Annotated in this window: 21 protein-coding genes, 1 pseudogene and 1 riboswitch; of the genes and pseudogenes, 11 read left to right on the top strand and 11 right to left on the bottom strand. The window is 72.7% G+C overall.

The features are described from left to right. Positions 1 to 23: 23 nt before the first annotated feature. The 5 genes from ACFYV5_RS12395 to bioB form a co-directional block, all read right to left on the bottom strand. A complete protein-coding gene (locus tag ACFYV5_RS12395; protein ID WP_389167537.1) occupies positions 24 to 689 on the bottom strand; it encodes a class I SAM-dependent methyltransferase in 666 nt (221 codons plus the stop codon). Between the two features lie 110 nt (positions 690 to 799). After that, on the bottom strand, positions 800 to 1,144 hold the full coding sequence (locus tag ACFYV5_RS12390; protein ID WP_355110279.1) for a VOC family protein: 345 nt from the start codon (positions 1,142 to 1,144) through the stop codon (positions 800 to 802). 18 nt (positions 1,145 to 1,162) lie between these two features. Next, positions 1,163 to 1,879, bottom strand: a complete 717-nt coding sequence (bioD, locus tag ACFYV5_RS12385) for a dethiobiotin synthase (protein ID WP_389167535.1) — start codon at positions 1,877 to 1,879, stop codon at positions 1,163 to 1,165. A gap of 130 nt (positions 1,880 to 2,009) precedes the next feature. Further along, positions 2,010 to 3,290, bottom strand: a complete 1,281-nt coding sequence (locus ACFYV5_RS12380) for an adenosylmethionine--8-amino-7-oxononanoate transaminase (RefSeq protein WP_389167532.1) — start codon at positions 3,288 to 3,290, stop codon at positions 2,010 to 2,012. Continuing rightward, positions 3,283 to 4,566, bottom strand: coding sequence for a biotin synthase BioB (bioB, locus tag ACFYV5_RS12375; protein ID WP_389167529.1), 1,284 nt, complete (start codon positions 4,564 to 4,566; stop codon positions 3,283 to 3,285). The genes ACFYV5_RS12380 and bioB overlap by 8 nt, the downstream gene beginning before the upstream one ends. A 143-nt stretch (positions 4,567 to 4,709) precedes the next feature. Between bioB and ACFYV5_RS12370 the strand changes: the two genes are divergently transcribed. Both ACFYV5_RS12370 and ACFYV5_RS12365 read left to right on the top strand, forming a co-directional pair. After that, positions 4,710 to 5,876, top strand: coding sequence for an 8-amino-7-oxononanoate synthase (locus ACFYV5_RS12370; RefSeq protein WP_389167526.1), 1,167 nt, complete (start codon positions 4,710 to 4,712; stop codon positions 5,874 to 5,876). Positions 5,877 to 6,034: 158 nt separating this feature from the next. Further along, a complete protein-coding gene (locus ACFYV5_RS12365) occupies positions 6,035 to 6,487 on the top strand; it encodes an ATP-binding protein (protein WP_355110284.1) in 453 nt (150 codons plus the stop codon). A gap of 87 nt (positions 6,488 to 6,574) precedes the next feature. Here the strand turns inward: ACFYV5_RS12365 and ACFYV5_RS12360 are convergent, their stop codons facing one another. Both ACFYV5_RS12360 and ACFYV5_RS12355 read right to left on the bottom strand, forming a co-directional pair. Next, positions 6,575 to 8,161 carry a serine/threonine-protein kinase gene (locus tag ACFYV5_RS12360; protein ID WP_389167523.1) on the bottom strand — a complete coding sequence of 529 codons (1,587 nt, stop codon included), beginning with the start codon at positions 8,159 to 8,161 and terminating at the stop codon, positions 6,575 to 6,577. A 256-nt stretch (positions 8,162 to 8,417) separates the two neighbouring features. Continuing rightward, the gene (locus tag ACFYV5_RS12355; RefSeq protein WP_389167521.1) at positions 8,418 to 9,335 is read right to left on the bottom strand and encodes a LysR family transcriptional regulator; all 918 of its coding nucleotides are present in this window, start codon (positions 9,333 to 9,335) and stop codon (positions 8,418 to 8,420) included. A gap of 73 nt (positions 9,336 to 9,408) precedes the next feature. Here ACFYV5_RS12355 and ACFYV5_RS12350 point away from each other — a divergent pair, with 73 nt between their 5' ends. Continuing rightward, entirely contained in the window at positions 9,409 to 10,038 is a 630-nt protein-coding gene (locus tag ACFYV5_RS12350; RefSeq protein ID WP_389167518.1) for a LysE family translocator, read from the top strand. 46 nt (positions 10,039 to 10,084) lie between these two features. Here the strand turns inward: ACFYV5_RS12350 and ACFYV5_RS12345 are convergent, their stop codons facing one another. The 3 genes from ACFYV5_RS12345 to ACFYV5_RS12335 all read right to left on the bottom strand — a co-directional run bounded on the left by ACFYV5_RS12345 (position 10,085) and on the right by ACFYV5_RS12335 (position 12,013). Further along, positions 10,085 to 10,561, bottom strand: coding sequence for a C40 family peptidase (locus tag ACFYV5_RS12345; RefSeq protein WP_355110287.1), 477 nt, complete (start codon positions 10,559 to 10,561; stop codon positions 10,085 to 10,087). Positions 10,562 to 10,564: 3 nt separating this feature from the next. Then, positions 10,565 to 10,762: riboswitch (cyclic di-AMP (ydaO/yuaA leader) on the bottom strand. Positions 10,763 to 11,076: 314 nt separating this feature from the next. Then, a complete protein-coding gene (locus tag ACFYV5_RS12340) occupies positions 11,077 to 11,382 on the bottom strand; it encodes a hypothetical protein (protein WP_355110288.1) in 306 nt (101 codons plus the stop codon). A 7-nt stretch (positions 11,383 to 11,389) separates the two neighbouring features. Further along, positions 11,390 to 12,013 carry an ATP-dependent Clp protease proteolytic subunit gene (locus tag ACFYV5_RS12335; protein WP_355110289.1) on the bottom strand — a complete coding sequence of 208 codons (624 nt, stop codon included), beginning with the start codon at positions 12,011 to 12,013 and terminating at the stop codon, positions 11,390 to 11,392. A 59-nt stretch (positions 12,014 to 12,072) separates the two neighbouring features. Here ACFYV5_RS12335 and ACFYV5_RS12330 point away from each other — a divergent pair, with 59 nt between their 5' ends. Then, positions 12,073 to 12,357: a type II toxin-antitoxin system Phd/YefM family antitoxin gene (locus ACFYV5_RS12330; RefSeq protein ID WP_355110290.1), complete on the top strand. Its 285-nt coding sequence runs from the start codon at positions 12,073 to 12,075 to the stop codon at positions 12,355 to 12,357. A gap of 57 nt (positions 12,358 to 12,414) precedes the next feature. Here the strand turns inward: ACFYV5_RS12330 and ACFYV5_RS12325 are convergent, their stop codons facing one another. Then, a complete protein-coding gene (locus ACFYV5_RS12325; protein WP_389167513.1) occupies positions 12,415 to 13,404 on the bottom strand; it encodes an ABC transporter permease in 990 nt (329 codons plus the stop codon). 25 nt (positions 13,405 to 13,429) lie between these two features. Between ACFYV5_RS12325 and ACFYV5_RS12320 the strand changes: the two are divergent. The 7 genes and pseudogenes from ACFYV5_RS12320 to ACFYV5_RS12290 form a co-directional block, all read left to right on the top strand. Then, positions 13,430 to 13,922: pseudogene (locus ACFYV5_RS12320) on the top strand (TetR family transcriptional regulator C-terminal domain-containing protein); the annotation flags it as partial. 138 nt (positions 13,923 to 14,060) lie between these two features. Further along, positions 14,061 to 14,363 carry an urease subunit gamma gene (locus ACFYV5_RS12315; RefSeq protein WP_355110292.1) on the top strand — a complete coding sequence of 101 codons (303 nt, stop codon included), beginning with the start codon at positions 14,061 to 14,063 and terminating at the stop codon, positions 14,361 to 14,363. A gap of 16 nt (positions 14,364 to 14,379) precedes the next feature. Further along, the gene (locus ACFYV5_RS12310) at positions 14,380 to 14,730 is read left to right on the top strand and encodes an urease subunit beta (RefSeq protein WP_389167509.1); all 351 of its coding nucleotides are present in this window, start codon (positions 14,380 to 14,382) and stop codon (positions 14,728 to 14,730) included. Next, positions 14,723 to 16,444, top strand: a complete 1,722-nt coding sequence (locus tag ACFYV5_RS12305; protein WP_389167506.1) for an urease subunit alpha — start codon at positions 14,723 to 14,725, stop codon at positions 16,442 to 16,444. Before ACFYV5_RS12310 ends, ACFYV5_RS12305 begins: the two co-directional genes overlap by 8 nt. A gap of 10 nt (positions 16,445 to 16,454) precedes the next feature. After that, entirely contained in the window at positions 16,455 to 17,120 is a 666-nt protein-coding gene (locus ACFYV5_RS12300; protein WP_389167503.1) for an urease accessory protein UreF, read from the top strand. 35 nt (positions 17,121 to 17,155) lie between these two features. Then, a complete protein-coding gene (gene ureG, locus ACFYV5_RS12295; RefSeq protein WP_389167500.1) occupies positions 17,156 to 17,833 on the top strand; it encodes an urease accessory protein UreG in 678 nt (225 codons plus the stop codon). Further along, a complete protein-coding gene (locus ACFYV5_RS12290; RefSeq protein WP_389167497.1) occupies positions 17,830 to 18,594 on the top strand; it encodes an urease accessory protein UreD in 765 nt (254 codons plus the stop codon). Before ureG ends, ACFYV5_RS12290 begins: the two co-directional genes overlap by 4 nt. Positions 18,595 to 18,654 lie beyond the last annotated feature (60 nt).

The following is an 18,654-nucleotide window of genomic DNA, read 5'->3' as shown; positions in this document are numbered from 1 at the left end:
CCGGACGCCCCACGCCCCGCTGCTCAGACCCGCCGCGCCGTGCCCAACACGCAGTACGAGGAGGGCAGTCGAGGCCCCTGCTCCGGGACGGTGAAGCTGCGGTACGTCACCGGTGCGAACCCCGCCGCCTCGATCGCCGCCAGCGGATCGCGCGCCGTGTGACAGCCGCCGAACAGCAGCGGCCACACCGTACGGTCCAGGACGCGCTGGGCCCTGGCCATCCCGGGCGACGGCGCCGACCCGTGCTCGAAGAAGCGGAGTTCGCCACCCGGACGCAGCACCCGGTGCAGCTCCGCGAGAGCCCGGGGCACGTCCCGTACCGTGCAGAGCACCAGGGAGGCCACCGCCGCGTCGAAGGCCTCGCTCTTCACCGGCAGCGCCTCGGCCGCGCCCGGCACCACGTCCACCGGCACGTCGGCCCGCAGCGCGGCATCGGTCGCCAACCGGCGCAGATGGCGCTCCGGTTCGATGGCCACGACCTCGGACACGGCGCCGGGATAGTGCGCGAAGTTCAGCCCGTTCCCCGCGCCGATCTCGATGACACGGCCGGACAGACCGGTCAGCAGCTCCGTGCGGAGGGCGCCGATTCCCCCCTTCGTATCGGCGGAGACGCTGAACCGCGCGTAGAAACGGGCGAAGAGGGGATGGTGGACGGCGTCCCGGGGGACCCGGGTGGAACGCGGTGACATCGCGGACCTCCTCCGACGCCGGGCGGCGCGGACGCGGACGGATCGGGCGGACGGATCGGGCGGACAGGCAGATGGACGGACGGGAGGATTCTTCCCGCGTATCGCCCTTCTCAGCCCGACACGAAGCAGAACTCGTTGCCCTCGGGGTCCCGCATCACCTGAAAGGCCCCGTACGGGTCGGTGACGACGTCGCCGACGCGGGACGCGCCGAGCGTGCTCGCCTCGTCGGCGGCCGCGCCGATGTCGTCCGCGTGCACATCCAAATGGAGCCGGTTCTTCACGACCTTGCCCTCGGGCACCCGCTGGAACGCGATCCGTACGAACCCGGGCGGCTCGACGTACGACCAGTCGGGGCTCCGGTCGACCGGAGCCCCGCCGAGGAGGCGGGCCCAGAACCGCACCAGGCCCGCCGGATCGGCGCAGTCGAAGACGATCTCTGAAACGTGTGCGCGCATGGATCCAGCCTACGGAGATCAGGGCCGGGCGCGAGCGGCGAAGCCCTCGGCGTCCCAGACCCCGCCCAGCGCGGGGGCCAGCCACTCGCCCGCACGCGCCCGGAACGCGGCGGGGTCGAGACCGCCCGCGCCCTCCGGGACGGCCCCGAGCAGCGGCGCACCCGCAGCCTCCGGCAGATCGGCCAGATTGCAGCGGGCCGCCAGGTCGGGCGCGGCGGGCCAGCTGCCGATCACGACGCCCAGCTGCTCGATGCCGCGCGCCGCGAGGGCCTCGGCCGTCAGCGCGGTCGCGTTCAGCGTGCCGAGTCCCGCGGGCGTGACCACCAGGACCGGGGCGCCGAGGAGCCGGGCCGCGTCCGCGAGCGTGCCGCCCTCCTCGTCGAACCGGACAAGGAGGCCGCCCGCACCCTCCACGAGGACCAGGTCGTACTCGGCGGCGAGCTTCGCGGCCGCCTCGGCGACCTCCCGCGGGCCGACCGGCGCCGCCCCGGCCCGCCGGGCGGCCGTGGCAGGCGCCAACGGCTCGGGATACCGCCCCAGTTCGGCCGACGTCCGCGCTCCGGAGAGCCGTACGACCTCGTCCGCGTCCCCCTGCTCGCCCGGCGCGAGCCCGGTCTGCGCCGGCTTGAGCACGGCGACCGACCGCCCCTGAGCGGTGGCGACGGCGGCCACGGCGGCCGTCACGATCGTCTTCCCGATCTCCGTGCCCGTACCGCTGACGACGATGACGTTCATGGTGTGTGTCGAGTCCTCTCTCCGCCCCCGCGTCCGGACGGCCGTGGGGGTGTGTGCCGAGCCGGCCCGCACCGGACCCGAGGGGCACGGACACGGACCGGCTTCCGGTGCTCCGGCCGCGCCCCGGTCGTCAGCCCGCCGCCGCGGCCGCGCGCACCGCGGCGCAGATGCGGGCCAGATCCGCGTCGCCGGTGACGAACGGCGGCATCGTGTAGATCAGGTCGCGGAACGGCCGCAGCCATACGCCCGCCCGGACCGCCGCCTCCGTGGCCGCCGCCATGTCGACATCATGGTCGAGCTGGACGACGCCGATGGCGCCGAGCACCCGCACGTCCCGGACACCGGGCACCGCGAGAGCCTCCGCGAGGCCCTCGCGGAGCCCCGTCTCGATCCGCTTGACCTCCAGCGCCCAGTCCTGGGACATCAGCAGATCGAGCGACGCGCAGGCCACGGCCGAGGCCAGCGGGTTGCCCATGAACGTCGGTCCGTGCGCGAGCACCGGAACCTCGCCCCGGGAGATCCCCTCGGCGATCCGCGTCGTGCAGAGCGTCGCCGCCATCGACAGATAGCCGCCGGTCAGGGCCTTGCCCACACACATCACATCGGGGGAGACCCCGGCGTGGTCGGCGCCGAACAGCGTGCCCGTGCGGCCGAAACCGGTCGCGATCTCGTCGAAGATCAGCAGCACGCCGTGCTCGTCGCAGGCCTCGCGCAGGACGCGCAGATACTCGGGCGAGTGGAACCGCATCCCGCCCGCGTTCTGCACCACCGGCTCCACGATCACCGCGGCGACCTCGTCCGCGTGGAGCGCGATCTGCTCCCGCAGCATCCGGGCGTACGACTCCTCGTACGCGGTCGGCGGCGCGTCCACGAAGACCTGGCGCTGGAGCACACCCGACCACAGCTCGTGCATCCCGCCCTCGGGGTCGCACAGCGACATCGGCTGCCAGGTGTCCCCGTGGTAACCGCCGCGCCAGGTCATCAGCCGCTGCTTGCCGGGCCGGCCCACCGAGCGCCAGTACTGCAGGCACATCTTGGCCGCGACCTCGACGGAGACCGAGCCCGAGTCGCTGAGGAAGACGTGCTGGAGCGGTGCGGGGGTGATCTCCACGAGGCGGGTGGCGAGCCGGACGGCAGGCTCGTGGGTGAGCCCGCCGAACATGACATGGCTCATCCGGTTCAGCTGGTCGTACGCCGCCTCGTTGAGCACGGGGTGGTTGTAGCCGTGGATCGCCGACCACCACGAGGACATGCCGTCGATCAACTCGGTCTGTCCGTGCACGGGTTCGGCGAGCCGGAGCCGTACCCCGGACGCGGACTCGACGACCAGCGGGTCCGTACGGCCCGGCATGGGGGCGTACGGATGCCAGACGTGCGCCCGGTCCAGGGCCAGCAGTTCGTCGCTACGCATTCGGCGCGAGCTCCGTCCCGGGGCCCCGGCGGCGTACGGCCACCAGGTCGGTACGGGCACCCGGCACCTCGGCGGGCTCCGTCTCCGTGGCCTCCGTCTGCGGCGCGTGGCCCCCGCACGGCCCACAGCCGCCGCCGGCCCCGGTGTGCGCGCCGCAGCCCGCGCCCGCACCTGCCTCCGCCTCCGTCCGCGAACCGCAGCCGCCGCCGGCCTCCGCGTGCGAGCCGCAGCCGCCGGCCCCGGCCTCGGCCCGCGCCGCCGCGAGCGCGTCCGCCCGGTGCTGGGGCAGCGTCGGCGTGCCCGCGCCCTCCACCTCGAAGCCCGCGTCCGCGATCATGTCCAGGTCGGCCTGGCCGGCCTGGCCCTCGCTGGTCAGGTAGTCGCCGAGGAAGATCGAGTTCGCGATGTGCAGCGCCAGTGGCTGCATCGAACGCAGATGCACCTCACGCCCCCCCGCGATGCGGACCTCCACGTCCGGACAGACGAACCGCACCATCGCCAGGATCCGCAGACAGCGCTGCGGGGTGAGGTTCCACTCCTTCGCCAGCGGAGTGCCCTCGAACGGGATCAGGAAGTTCACCGGCACCGAGTCCGAGCCCAGCTCGCGCAGCGCGTAGACCACGTCGACCAGGTCCTCGTCGCTCTCGCCCATGCCCGCGATCAGACCGGAGCAGGCCGAGAGCCCGGCGGCGTGCGCCTTCTGCACGGTGTCCACCCGGTCCTGATACGTGTGGGTGGTCGTGATCTCCCCGTACGTCCCCTCGGACGTGTTCAGGTTGTGGTTGTACGCGTCGGCGCCCGCCTCACGCAGTCGCTCCGCCTGGCCGTCGGAGAGCAGGCCGAGGCAGGCGCAGACCTCGACGCCCTCGTTCTGCTCCTTGATCGCCTCGATGGTCTTGCCGACGCGGTCCACGTCCCGGTCCGTCGGACCGCGACCGCTCGCCACCAGGCACACCCGCTTCGCACCGCCCGCGACACCGGCGGCGGCCGCCTGGGACGCCTCGTCCGGCTTCAGCCAGGTGTACTTCAGGATCCCGGCCGTGGAGCCGAGCCGCTGGGAACAGTACGAGCAGTCCTCCGGGCACAGCCCGGACTTCAGATTCACCAGGTAGTTCAGCTTCACCCGACGCCCGAACCACTGGCGGCGCACCTTGCCGGCCGCGGCCACCACATCGAGCAGTTCGTCGTCGGAGGTCGCCAGTACGGCGAGCGCTTCTTCACGGCTCGGCAGCTCGCGCCGCAGCCCCTTGTCCACCAGCGTGTTCAGCAGGTCCATAAGGGCTGATCCTGGCCTACGGCACACCCCGCGGCCAAGGAGGAACTGAACAAACGAGCCCGTTTGAGGTGTGTGCATGGCCACACCCTGACCTCGGCCACGGAAGGTTAGGGTCTGTGCGCTGCCTACAAAAGGACTGCCCCATGCACCGGGACGAGGACACGCGCCGGACCGCGTTCGACTGGACCGACGCCGAGGCACGCCGGCGCGAGCGGGCGGGTCTCGTCCGTACGCTCAGGCCCCGCGCCGCCGAATCGGAGCTGCTCGACCTGGCGAGCAACGACTACCTCGGGCTGACCCGCCGGCCGGAGATCACGGAGGCGGCGGCCGAGGCGGCACGGCGCTGGGGCGCCGGGTCCACCGGATCGCGCCTCGTCACCGGCACCACCCGGCTGCACGCCCGGCTGGAGCGCGAACTCGCCGAGTTCTGCGGCTTCGAGGCGGCCCTCGTCTTCTCCTCCGGCTACACCGCCAACCTCGCCGCGCTCACCGCGCTGAGCAGCCGCGACTCGCTGATCGTCTCGGACGCCGGCAACCACGCCTCCATCGTCGACGGCTGCCGGCTCTCGCGCGCCGAGACGGCCGTCGTCCCGCACACCGACCCCGAGGCGGTACGCAAGACCCTGCGCGCCCACGAGGGCCGCCGGGCCCTCGTCGTCACCGACTCCGTCTTCTCCGTGGACGGCGACAAGGCCCCGCTGCCCGAGCTCGCCGTGGCCTGCCGGGCCCACGGCGCCGCCCTCGTCGTCGACGACGCCCACGGCCTGGGCGTCCTCGGCGACGGCGGCCGGGGCGCCCTGCACGCCGCGGGGCTCGCGGGCGACGAGGACGTCGTCGCCACCCTCACCCTCTCCAAGTCGCTGGGCAGCCAGGGCGGTGCCGTACTCGGGCCCGCCCGGGTCGTCGAGCATCTGATCAACGCGGCCCGGACGTTCATCTTCGACACCGGGCTCGCCCCGGCCGCCGCGGGCGCCGCCCTCGCGAGCCTGCGACTGATCCACGGCGAGCCCGGCCTCGCCGAGGGCGCGCGCACGGTCGCCACCACGCTGCACCGGATGCTCACCGACGCCGGACTGACCGCAGCCCGCCCGGACGCGGCCGTCGTCTCGGTGCGCGCTCCCTCGCCGGAAGCCGCGCTGCGGTGGGCGGCCGACTGCCGCGAACAGGGGCTCGCGGTGGGCTGCTTCCGGCCCCCGTCCGTCCCGGACGGCATCTCGCGGCTGCGGCTGACGGCCCGCGCCGACCTGACCGGCGCGCAGATCGACCGGGCGGTGGAGACGATCGTCCGCACCGCGCCACCGGCCTCCTGATCGCGGCCCAAATACGGTCTCTCGTAGCAGAGTTCACCGCTTCGAGCGACACATATGCCCATATCTTGGTGGATCGCCGCACAGGGCGACACGATCGGTGGCAGTCTGACGCGTAGTGCAATCCGGGCCGGGCCCGGTGGGAAAGGGACAGCGTCGCCATGGCAGACCACCAAGAAGCATCCGTCACTCTGCCGAGCGATCCCGCCTCGGTGTCCGCCGCCCGGAGATATGTCGCCGAGGTCCTGACCGGCTGGGGGCTCGCGGAGGCGGGCGACACCGCCGACACGGTCCGGCTGATCGTCTCGGAGCTGGCCACCAACGCCGTCCAGCACACGTTCGGACAGTCCCCCACCTTCACCGTCGAGGTCCGGCTGGAGCGCGAGGAGCAGCTGCACATCGGGGTCACCGACAGTCATCCTCGCTGGCCCAAGCGGCTTCCGGCGGCGGTGCAGCAGGACAACGGGCGGGGGATGGTCATCATCCGCTTCCTGGCGGCGGAGGCGGGCGGCCGCCTCTCGGTCACCCCGACCGACGACGGCGGCAAGACGGTCTGGATCAACCTCCCCTGGACCGCCTCCCCGAACCGGGGAGTGGCCTCGGCCGCACTCTAGGGGGTGTGCCGGCTGGGGCGCCCACCGCAAGCGGCGAGGCAGGGCCGGCGGACTGCATGCGGCTGACCCTGCGGCTCGCATCGGACCCTAGGAGGCTCGCCAGACCGTCATGTCCACGGTCATAAAGCTGGACCCGCTCTTCGGCAGGGCGGTCGACTTCGTCTGGACGACGAACAGCGCGATGTCTCCGGAGGGGTGCTTGATGCAGATCTCGCTGCCGGCTGCCGCCATGACCAGCGGGAGGCTGCGGCTCTCGGCGGCGGTGAGGGCGCTGCGGCACTCGTCGAGGGAGGCCCCCGGCTCTCCGTAGTACAGGGTGATCAGGCTGGTGTCGCTCTCCAGCGCGCAGGACTCTTCGCAGACGAAGCGGATGTCCCCCTTGCGGTCCTTGCGCGCGACGGGCTCCCTCATGTCCAAGGAGTTCTTCTCGTCCAGCCACTGGAAGGCGTACGGGACGGCCCGGGGCGCCTTGGGCGCGTTCGAAGAGGGGCGCGACGCCCCTGGTGTCCGGCCGCCGTCCTCCGAGCCCGAGACCGACGCCGAATGCGACGCCGTCGGACCAGGCGTCTTGGACGCGGACACCTGACGGTCGCGGAGCCGGTCCGCAGCGTCCATGATCGTCCATGTCAGACCTGTCAGGAGGAGGGCTCCCGCCGCGACGGCGGCGGCAGTGATGAGCGCGGTGTGCCACCTGCGGGCCCGCCGCTCGGCCGGCCCCGCCGGCTTCGGCCGTGGGACCAGCGGCAGCGTGTGCACCGGGGTGGGATCGGGGACCGGAGCCGGAACCGTACGCGCCGGCCCCATGACCTCCCGCCAGACGGCCGGACCCGCCCCTGCCTCGGCGTCCCGGCCGAGTCGTTGCCGGCACCACTCGACGACCTCCGCCGGCGTGGCCCGCTCCTCCGGATCGGCGGCCAGGCATCGGGCGATCAGCGGGCGGAGCTGGGTGGGAAGCCGGGACAGGTCGGGTTCGGAGTGCACGATGCGGTACAGCACGCTGACCGAGGGGCCGTCGCCGTACAGCGGCTCGCCCAGTGCCGCGAAGGCTGCCGTCTGACCGAGCGCGAAGACGTCTGTCGCCGCCGTGAGTTCGCCCGCCGACGCCTGCTCGGGAGCCATGTACGAGGGCGTGCCGATGGCGGTGCCCGTTGCTGTGTGCGAGGTGACGTCAGAGGCGAGGGAGATGCCGAAGTCGATCACCCGCGGCCCGTCGGCGGCCAGCAGCACGTTCGACGGCTTCAGGTCCCGGTGCACGATTCCCGCACCGTGGATGGCCTGGAGCGCCTCGGCGACGCCCGCCATCAGCCACAGCACTGCCGGCACCGGCAGAGGTCCACGCCGGGCGACCGCCTCGGCCAGGGACGGCCCGGGCACGTAGAGCGTCGCCAGCCAGGGCGGTACGCCGTCCGCGTCGGCGTCGATCAGTTCGGCGGTGTACGCGCCCCGGACTCGTCGGGCTGCTTTGATCTCCCGGCGGAACCGCTGCCGGAAGGTCGCGTCGTCGGCCAGCTCCGGCCGTACGACCTTGATCGCCACCGGTCGGCCGCCCGGTGTGTGCGACAGGTAGACCCGGCCCATGCCGCCCGCCCCGAGCCGAGCGGCGAGGCGATAACCCGCCACCACGGACGGATCGTCCGCCTGCAGTGGTGGGAACACCTCAGTCGCGTTGTCCATCTGCACTTGTCCCCCCCCTGAAACCCTTGATCAGCCGCTCAGTTGGCCGATGGCAGCAGCGTAGGCGGGAGGGCGTCAGCACCCACCGTCAGGGCGGGCGGCCTGCACAGCGTGGCTCTGGGGTGGCTGGGCAGCGTGACGGGCCCGGGGTCCGCCCGGGGTGGCCGTGATGTTACGCCGTACGCCGATCTGCCGCGTGGCTCGTAGCCGGTACGGCACCGGCACACGTACGGCACCGGCACGTACGCGCTCCGGCTTACTGCACGTGCGCGCCCCGGGCGAAGCCGGCGCGCAGCAGTGCCCGCAGTGACCGCGCCGCCGGGCCCGATTGCTCTCCGCGGTGCGCCACCGAGATCGTCCGGCGGAACGACGTCGGCTCCAACGTCCGTACGCCGAGCGGCGACGACGCCATCGCGGCGACCATCTCCGGCACCACCGCCACTCCGAGCCCCGCGCTGACGAGCGCGCACACCAGCGCGTAGCCCGGCGTCCGGCAGACGACCGACGGGGTCGCGCCGGCCCGGGCGAGGGCGCCCTCCACACCCCGCCTCGGCGGATGGTCCGGTGCGCTGCTGATCAACGGCTGACCGGCGAGCTCCGCGATCGGCAGCCGGCCCGAGCCCTCCGCCAGCACATGGCCCGGGGCCGTGACCAGGACCAACTCCTCGACGAGCAGGGGCTCCAGTACGACACCCGGCGGCAGCGGGGCGGACTCCGCGGGTTCGTAGGCGTGGGTGAGCGCCAGATCGGCCTGGCCCTCCGCCACCGCGACCACCCCGCCAGGCGGCTCGTACTCGGCGACCGTCAGCTCCACGTCCGGGTGGGCCCGGCGGAACGCGCTGAGGACCGGTGGCAGCAGATGGATGCCCACCGTGGTGAAGGTGCCCACCCGCAGTCGCCCGCCGGAGAGCCCGCTGAGCTGCGCCAGCTCGTGACGCGCCCGCTCCATCTCGTCGAGGACCCGGCGCGCCCGGGTGACGAGCAGTTCACCGGCGGGCGTCAGCCGGGCGCCCCGGTGATGCCGGACGAGCAGCGCGGCCCCCGCCTCCCGCTCCAGCTTGGCGAGCTGCTGGGAGAGCGCGGGCGCGGTGTAGCCGAGCCGGGCGGCGGCCCGGGTGATCGAGCCGTCCTCGGCGACGGCCACCAGCGCCGCGAGCCGCACCAGATCCTGCATAAAGGATTCCTTTGGGCAGACCCACAAGATTGCCAGTACACACTAAAGGCTCCCGGCAGGCACGCTGAGGGGCATGGACGGACAGCTGATCGCCTTCATCGGGGTCGCGGCGGGCATGGTGGCCATGCCGGGCGCGGACTTCGCCGTCGTCGTACGCAGTGCTCTCGCCTCCCGGCGGGCCGGGGTGGCCTCGGCCGTCGGCGTGGCGGGCGGCCTTCTGGTGCACACCGCCCTCGCGGTGGCGGGGCTCGCGGCCGTACTGCTCGCCGTGCCCTCGCTCTACCGGGTCCTGCAGATCGCCGGTGGCGCCTATGTGCTGTACCTCGGCGTCCAGGCGCTGCGGGGCGCGCTGCGGGCGACGGGCGAGCCGCCGGCCGACCGCGCGGGGGAGGCGAAGGTGTCCCGCGCGCTGCGCCAGGGGTTCCTGGCGAACGTGCTGAACCCGAAGGCGCCGGTGCTGTTCCTGAGCCTGCTGCCGCAGTTCGTGCCGGAGGGCGTCGCGGTCGTGCCGCGCACGCTGCTCCTCGCGTCGATCGTGGTGCTGCTGGCCCTGCTCTGGTTCCCCCTGGTGGCCGTTCTGGTGGACCGGCTCGGCCACTGGCTGCGCCGACCGCGCACGGCGAGGACCGTGCAGGGGGTGACGGGCGGCGCGCTCGCCGCCCTGGGCCTGACCCTTCTGTCGGCTCCCCTCGCGGGGAACTGAGCCGGCTGTGGAGGGGGTGCGGCGGCGCCACCACACCCCCCGGCGGTCATCGGACCCGGCCGTAATAGACCTTGGACGACCAGATCCTGTCGAGCTTCACCCAGGAACCCTGCTTCGGCGAGTGCCAGATCTTGTTGCTCCCGGCGTAGATGCCCACGTGGTAGACCCTTCCACCCGAGTGGAAGAAGACCAGGTCCCCCCGCTGCCTGCTGGAGGCGGAGATGTGTCGGGTCTTGTTGTACTGCTGCTGCGCGGTACGGGGCAGCGACTTGCCCGCCTTCTTGTACGAGTAGAGCGTGAGCCCCGAGCAGTCGAACCGGTTCGGCCCGGACGCTCCGTACTTGTAGGGCGATCCCTTCTTCGAGGCCGCGATGTTCAGCGCCTTGCCGGCGTACGAGGTCGCGGCCTGGGCCTCCGAGGTGACACCTGGGGCCAGCATCGTGCCGCCGACGGCGGCGAGGGTGAGAGCCGAGACGGCTCCGGCCCGGGACAGCAGGGACGGGACATGAATCTGCGCAGTCATGCGCAACCCTTCGTCAGCCGCCTGTGAAGGATGACCTGTCGGGTTCGGGCTGGCGAAGTCGCCCGGCCGCGGCTGCGGCTTCACCCCGAGGAACGGCCCCACTGGGCGGCCGTCCCGTACTGCTCGGGTCCTCCACTCCTGCCGATCCACTCCTGTCGACCAGACATCCGGGACGGCGGCAGGACTCGGCGTCCGCCCGGACCGCCCCGCCGCGGTGGCGGGGGCTTGTCGTCGTGAGGGATCTTGACCCACTTTCAGGGCGAAATCCGAGCTGAAACGACACTATGTGAGGCTGCTCACGACTGATCCATTTGGGTGGACAGATATGTTTATTGACTCCGCGGGGTTTGGCCGACGAGGCTCGCACCAGCGACGGAACGCCCGATTCCACCAGATGTGTACACCTGCTGCGCAACTCACCCCGCACATAAGTCGATTCGTCGACTACGCCGAACGGGGGAGGGTTTCTGCCGCCACGATGCCCCGAGTGGACCTCGACACGACACGCGGATGTGTCAACTCGCGGATGTTCCCGGCACGGTGACCCGCTCCGCGCGGCGCTCCCCGTCCAACGTCCGCAGCGCACGGGCCAATGTCTCCGCGTGCACCTCGCTCTCGCCGCGTCCGTGCATCACCGTCAGCGCCTCGCGCAGCGCGGTCGCCCGCCCCACCAGGGCCTGTGCCGCGCGCAGCGCCCCATAGGTATGCGATGCCCTGGATGGATTGATGCGTCCCAGCAGATCGACGACATCGAGGTAGGCGTCGACGAACTCGCCCTCGGCGCGCGTCAGGGCGGGCAGTGGCGGCGGCTCGGGAACCATCTCCCGCTCACCTCGCCCCGGCGCCGCCGGACGCCGCGCGGTTCTGGACGACGTGATCCACCAGACCGTACGCGGTCGCGGCCGAGGCGTCGAGAACGGTGACGCGGTCGATGTCGGCGTCGATCCGCTCACGGCTCCGGCCGGTGTGGGTCGCCAGCATCCCGGCCACCATCGCGCGCAGACGGAGCAATTCCCTTGCCTGGATGTCGAGATCGCTGAGCTGCCCCCGCAACGGCTCGTCCGTCGTGGGCTGCTGGAGCACGACCCGCGCGCCGGGCAGTGCGAGCCGCTTCCCGGGCGCTCCGGCCGCGAGGAGCACGGCCGCGGTGGAGGCCGCCTGGCCGAGGCAGGTGGTCTCCACGTCGCAGGTGACGACCTGCATCGTGTCGTAGATCGCGGACATGGCGCTGAGGGAACCGCCGGGGGAGTTGATGTAGAGCGAGATGTCCCGGTCCGGGTCGGCGTACTCGAGGTGCAGCAGCTGGGCGATGACGTCGTTGGCCGAGGTCTCGTCGATCGGCGTACCGAGGAAGACGATCCGCTCCTCCAGCAGCTTGGAGTACGGATCGAGGGTCCGGCTTCCCGAGCCGGTGCGCTCGGTGAACTCGGGAAGGACGTGGCGGGCATCCATGGGAGGCCTCCTGTCTTCGTCAAAAATGTACAGGACGTACATTCCGTAAGATGAGGAGCATGGCCTATGAGATTCCGGTGACGCAAGCACGCGCAGAGCTCGCCGACCTGATCAACCGTGTGGTGTACGGGGACGAGCGGGTCGTCGTGACCCGGCACGGCAAGCCGCTCGTGGCGCTGGTCTCCGCCGCTGACCTGGAGAAACTCGAGGCGGAGCGGGAAACCCCGGAGGAGCCGGTGGTCAGCTCCGTCTCCTCCCTCCACACCCACGCGTCCGCTCCCGGTGAACAGAGCCGCTTCGGCATCGCGGCCCGCCACCGCGACCCGGGTGCCACCGGCGCATGAGAAAGCCGCGTGCCCCCGTCAACCAGGGCGGGGGCACGCGGCCGTACGTCAGCGGCGTCAGCCGGCGGGCACCGGCTCCGGCGCCGTCGTGGCCGCCGGTGCGGCCGCCGTCCGGTCGCGCCGCCCGTCGAGCAGGAGGGCCGCAAGACCGGCGACCGCCCACACCCCGAGGACCAGGAGCGGCGCAGCCGCCCCGCCACCGTCGAAGAAGGCGACCGAGCGCAGCGCCGAGCCGCCCGCGCCGGGGGGCAGCCACTGACCGAGCGCGCCCACGGGGGCCGGGAGCAGTTCGGGTGCGCTCGCCACGCCCGAGAACGGGTTGCCGAGCAGGATCATGAGGAGCGCTCCGAGGCCGAGGCCCACCCTGCCCAGCAGCGCGGCGAGTCCCGCGAGCGCCGCTCCGATGGCGAGCACGGTCAGCGCGAGGACCCCGGCCTCCGTCCACCAGTCGCCGGTGAGCGCGCCGAGCCAGCTGTGGCCGAGCGCGGCGCCGACGATCCCGGCGAGCGCGGCCGCGCCGGCCAGGGCGAGGGCCGCGCGGGTGCGGCGCAGGCCGAGCAGCGTCACCACGGCGCCGGAGGCCGCGCCGGCCAGGATCAGGGGGAAGAGGCTCGCCCCGAACGCGCTGCCACGCGGATCGCCGACCGGGACCGGGACGACGTCCGTCACCTTCATCGGCGTGCCGGCCGGGGCCTGGGCGGAGACGGCCTCGCGCAGCAGTCCGGCGACCAGGGGGCTCGCGGCGGACGCGGTCAGCAGCTCGGGGCCTCGCGGGGTGACGATCACCGCGCCGTATACGGCCCGGTCGCCGATCGCCGCACGGGCGGCGGCCTCGGAGTCGTAGCGATGGACCTCGAAGGCCCCGCCCCGCTCGGTGAGGCGCTGCTCCAGGGAGGCGGTGGCGGTGGCCGGTCCCGCGACGCCGACCGGCAGGTCGCGAGGGGCGATCCGGGCGGCGGGCCAGGCGAAGGCCCACAGGACCAGGGCCGCGACGGCGGGGATCAGCACCAGCACCGCGAGGGTCTTGCGGCTGGCGGTGGCAGACATGACGCCCTCGATTCTGAGGAGGTGGCTGTCCGCCGGCGCCGTCTACCGCTACTTCCGCGGCAAGGAGGAGCTGATCGCCGCCATCGCGGCGGAGGCGTTCGAGGGGATCCGCGGCGCCTTCGAGGAGGCATCGAAGACCACACCGCCGCCTACTCCAGACGTCCTGCTCGGCTCGGTGCTCCGGCTCGTCCTGGAAGAGCGGATCCCCGGAGGGGACCGCTGCCTTCGCGCGGCTCATCCTCCAGGTCTGGTCCGAGACCCTGCGGAACGAGCACTTGTTCCGGATCCTCTCCCAGGGCTACCACGGCATGCGCGAGATCTGGGGAGGTCTCGTCGAGGCCTGTCGCGCGAACGGGCTCATGGCGGCGGACGTCCCTGCCGACCGGGTCGCGCGCACCCTCATCGCCACCGCCCAGGGCTTCATCGCCCAGCAGGCGCTCTTCGGCGATGTGAGCGTCGACATCCTGGAGGACGGCCTTCGCGGGCTCATGTCCATGGAGACGCAAAGCCCGAGTTAACGCGCCGGAAAAACTTCCGCCCTAACGTGCAATGTCTGGCCCAGCAGCCCGTCGCCGCAGCTCAACAGTGTGTTGAAGATCGGTAGGGTCCGCTGCTGTCCGGGAGAACCGCCCGGTGGACGACAGTGAGGTGGAAGCGTGCAACTGACCCCGCACGAGCAGGAACGCCTGCTCATTCATGTCGCGGCGGACGTGGCCGAGAAGCGCAGGGCACGCGGGGTGAAGCTCAACCACCCCGAGGCCGTCGCCCTGATCACCACCCACATCCTGGAGGGCGCCCGGGACGGCCGTACCGTCGCGGAGCTCATGGCCTCCGGCCGTAAGGTCCTCTCCCGCGACGACGTCATGCCCGGGATCCCCGAGATGATCCACGACGTCCAGGTCGAGGCGACCTTCCCCGACGGCACCAAGCTCGTCACCGTCCATGACCCGATCGCGTGAGGCAGGGACACCCCCGATGATTCCCGGAGAGATCCTTTTCGGTGACGGTCCCGTCGCCCTCAACGAGGGACGGCCCGTCACCCGCCTCACCGTCCTCAACGCCGCCGACCGGCCCGTCCAGGTCGGTTCCCACTACCACTTCGCCGAGGCCAACCCCGGCCTCGCCTTCGACCGCGCCGCCGCGCGCGGCCGACGCCTCCACATCGCCGCCGGTACCGCCGTGCGCTTCGAGCCCGGCATCCCCGTCGAGGTCGAACTGGTCCCGCTGGCCGGCGCCCGGATCGTCCCCGGCCTGCGCGGCGAGACCGCGGGCCCGCTCGACGCGGCCGCCGGCTCCCCCGACGCGAACGGAGCCGACCGTGCCTGAGCTGCACCGCGCCGTGTACGCCGACCTGTTCGGCCCCACCACCGGCGACCGCATCCGGCTCGCCGACACCGACCTGCTCGTCGAGATCGAGGAGGACCGATCCGGCGGACCCGGCCGCGCCGGCGACGAGGCCGTCTTCGGCGGCGGCAAGGTCATCCGCGAGTCCATGGGCCAGGCCCGCACGACCCGCGCCGAAGGCGCCCCCGACACCGTCATCACCGGCGCCGTCGTCATCGACCACTGGGGTGTGGTCAAGGCCGACATCGGCATCCGCGACGGCCGGATCACCGCCCTCGGCAAGGCCGGCAACCCCGACACCATGGACGGCGTCCACCCGGACCTGATCATCGGCCCCGAGACCGAAGTGATCGTGGGCAACGGCCGGATCGTCACCGCGGGCGGCATCGACGCCCACGTCCACTTCATCTCGCCGACCGTCATCGACGAGGCCCTCGCCTCCGGGATCACCACCCTCGTCGGTGGCGGCACGGGCCCCGCGGAGGGCACCAAGGCCACCACCATCACCCCGGGACCCTGGCACCTCGCCCGGATGTTCGCGGCGCTGGAGAACTCCCCGGTCAACATCGGCCTGCTGGGCAAGGGCAACACGATGTCCCGCGAGGCGATGCACTCCCAGCTGCGGGGCGGCGCCCTCGGGTTCAAGATCCACGAGGACTGGGGCGCGACCCCGGCCGTCATCGACGCGTGCCTGCGCGTCTGCGACGAGACCGGCGCCCAACTCGCCATCCACACCGACACCTTGAACGAGGCGGGCTTCGTCGGCGACACCCTCGCCGCCATCGCCGGACGCACCATCCACGCGTACCACACCGAGGGCGCGGGCGGCGGGCACGCGCCGGACATCATCACCGTGGTGTCCGAGCCGTACGTCCTGCCCAGCTCCACCAACCCGACCCGGCCGCACACCGTCAACACCATCGAGGAACACCTCGACATGCTGATGGTCTGCCACCACCTGAACCCGGCCGTCCCGGAGGACCTGGCCTTCGCCGAATCCCGGATCCGGCCCTCGACCATCGCCGCCGAGGATCACCTGCACGACCTCGGCGCCATCTCGATCATCTCCTCCGACTCACAGGCCATGGGCCGCATCGGCGAAGTGATCATGCGGACCTGGCAGACCGCGCACGTGATGAAGAAGCACCGAGGCGCCCTGCCCGGGGACCACCGCGCCGACAACCACCGCGCCCGCCGCTATGTCGCCAAATACACGATCAACCCGGCGGTCGCGCAGGGACTCGACCACGAGATCGGCTCGGTCGAGACCGGCAAGCTCGCCGACCTCGTCCTGTGGGAACCCGCGTTCTTCGGGGTGAAGCCACTGATCGTCCTCAAGGGCGGGCAGATCGCCTACGCCCAGATGGGCGACGCCAACGCCTCCATCCCCACGCCCCAGCCCATCCTGCCGCGCCCGATGTTCGGGGCGCTCGGCAAGGCTCCCGCGGCGAACTCCCTCACCTTCGTGACCCAGACGGCGATCGAGGACGATCTCCCCGAACGCCTCGGCCTGGAGAAGACGTTCGTCGCCATCAAGAACACCCGCCGGGTCACCAAGGCGGACATGCGGGAGAACGACGCGCTACCCCGCGTCGAGGTCGACGCCGACACCTTCACGGTGACGATCGACGGTGCACCGGTCGAGCCCGCGCCCGCCGCCGAACTTCCCATGACCCAGCGCTACTTCCTCTTCTGATGGGTGGGTCATGAGCAGTCGCGCCGCCCTTCTCGTGCTCGCCGACGGGCGCTTCCCCGCCGGCGGGCACGCCCACTCCGGCGGAGCCGAGGCCGCCGTCAGGGCCGGCCGGATCACGGACGCGCCGAGCCTCGCCGCGTTCTGCCGGGGCCGGCTGCACACCAGTGGTCTCACCGCGGCGGCCCTCGCCGCCGCGGCCGCGCGCGGCCTCGACCCGTACGCGCTCGACGCCGCCGCCGACGCCCGCACCCCCGCACCCGCCCTGCGCGCCGCCGCCCGCAAGCTCGGCCGGCAGATGATGCGGGCGGCCCGGGCCGCCTGGCCCTGCCCCGAACTCGACTCCCTCGCCGCCGCCTTCCCGCGCGGCGCCCACCAGCCGGTCGTCCTCGGCACCGCCGCCCGAGCCGCGGGCCTCGGCCCCGAGGACGCCGCGCACTGCGTCGCGTACGAGACCGTCAGCGGTCCCGCCACCGCGGCCGTACGCCTCCTCGGCCTGGACCCCTTCCAGGCCACCGCCGTCCTCGCCCGCCTCGCCCCGGCCATGGACCGGGTCGCCGAGGAAGCGGCCACCGCCGCCCGGCAGGGCGTCGACGCGCTGCCCGCCGCCTCCGCGCCCCTCCTCGACATCACCGCCGAACAGCACGCGGCCTGGCCCGTCCGCCTCTTCGCGTCCTGAGCGCCCTCAGTGCCCTGAACACTCCCAGGAGAGCCATGCACCTCGACCACTCCCATGATCACGCCGGCGCCGTCTCCGCCGACGCCCACCGCCCCGACGGGACCCGGCGCGCCCTGCGCATCGGACTCGGCGGACCCGTCGGCTCCGGCAAGACCGCCACCGTCGCCGCGCTCTGCCGGGCCCTGCGCGACCAGCTGTCCATCGCCGTCGTCACCAACGACATCTACACCCGCGAGGACGCCGAGTTCCTGCTCCGCAACGCCGTCCTGCCCCCCGAGCGCATCCAGGCCGTCGAGACCGGCGCCTGCCCGCATACCGCGATCCGCGACGACATCTCCGCCAACCTGGAAGCCGTCGAGGAGCTGGAGGACACGGTCGGCCCGCTCGACCTGATCCTGGTCGAGTCCGGCGGCGACAACCTCACCGCCACCTTCTCCAAGGGCCTCGTCGACGCCCAGATCTTCGTCATCGACGTCGCGGGCGGCGACGACATCCCCCGCAAGGGCGGCCCCGGCGTGACCAGCGCCGACCTGCTCGTCGTCAACAAGACGGACCTCGCCCCCTACGTCGGCTCCGACCTGGAGCGCATGGCCCGCGACGCCAAGGTGCAGCGCGGCGACCTGCCCGTCGCCTTCACCTCGCTCACCGGCGAGGACGGTGTCGCCCCCGTGGCCGACTGGGTCCGCGAGCGGCTCGCCGCCTGGTCCGCATGAGCCTGCGCGCCACCGCCCGGATCGTCGCCGACGCCGACGGCGGACTGCCCGTCCTGGAGAGCGACGGCCCCCTCGCCGTCCGCCGTACCCGGACCACCAGCCCCTGCACCCGCGTCACCGTCGTCGGCGCGATGAGCGCGCCGCTCGGCGGTGACCGGCTGGCGATCGAGACGGAGGTACGGGACGGAGCCCGGCTCCTGGTCGACTCGGCCGCCGCGACCGTCGCCCTCCCCGGCCGCGCCGCCGAACCCGCCACGTACGACATCCGGCTCACCGTCGGGGACGGCGCCGTACTGCGCTGGCTGCCCGAACAGCTCATCTCCGCGCACGGCTCCCACCTGCGGATGCGGACCACCGTCGAACTCGCCCCGACCGCACGGCTCGTACTGCGCGAGGAACAGATCCTCGGCCGCCACGGCGAGGAGACCGGCACGCTCGTCACCCGCCTCACCGTCCGTCGCGCGGGACGGCCCCTGCTCGACCAGGAGATGGCGTACGGACCCGGCGCCCCCGGTGGCTGGGACGGCGGCGCGGTCCTCGCCGGCCATCGGGCGGTCGGCCAACTTCTGGTCGTGGACGAGGAGTTCGCGTCGAAGCCGGTGGAGGTCCGGCTGCTCGCCGAGAACGCCGTCCTCGCCCCGCTCGCCGGACCCGCCGCCCTGGTCACCGCCGTCGCCCCGGACGCCCTCCAGCTGCGCCGCACCCTCGACGCGGCGCTGGGCATCCTCGACGAAGCGCTGAGCACCCTCGCTCCGTGCTGAGTTCACCGCTCAGCGGTACACCGCACTCCGGTTATTGGTTCGGCAAAGAAACACCAGGAC

It is taken from the genome of Streptomyces sp. NPDC003035, assembly GCF_042888285.1.
Taxonomy (GTDB): domain Bacteria; phylum Actinomycetota; class Actinomycetes; order Streptomycetales; family Streptomycetaceae; genus Streptomyces.
This window is presented reverse-complemented; position numbering and strand designations above follow the sequence as displayed.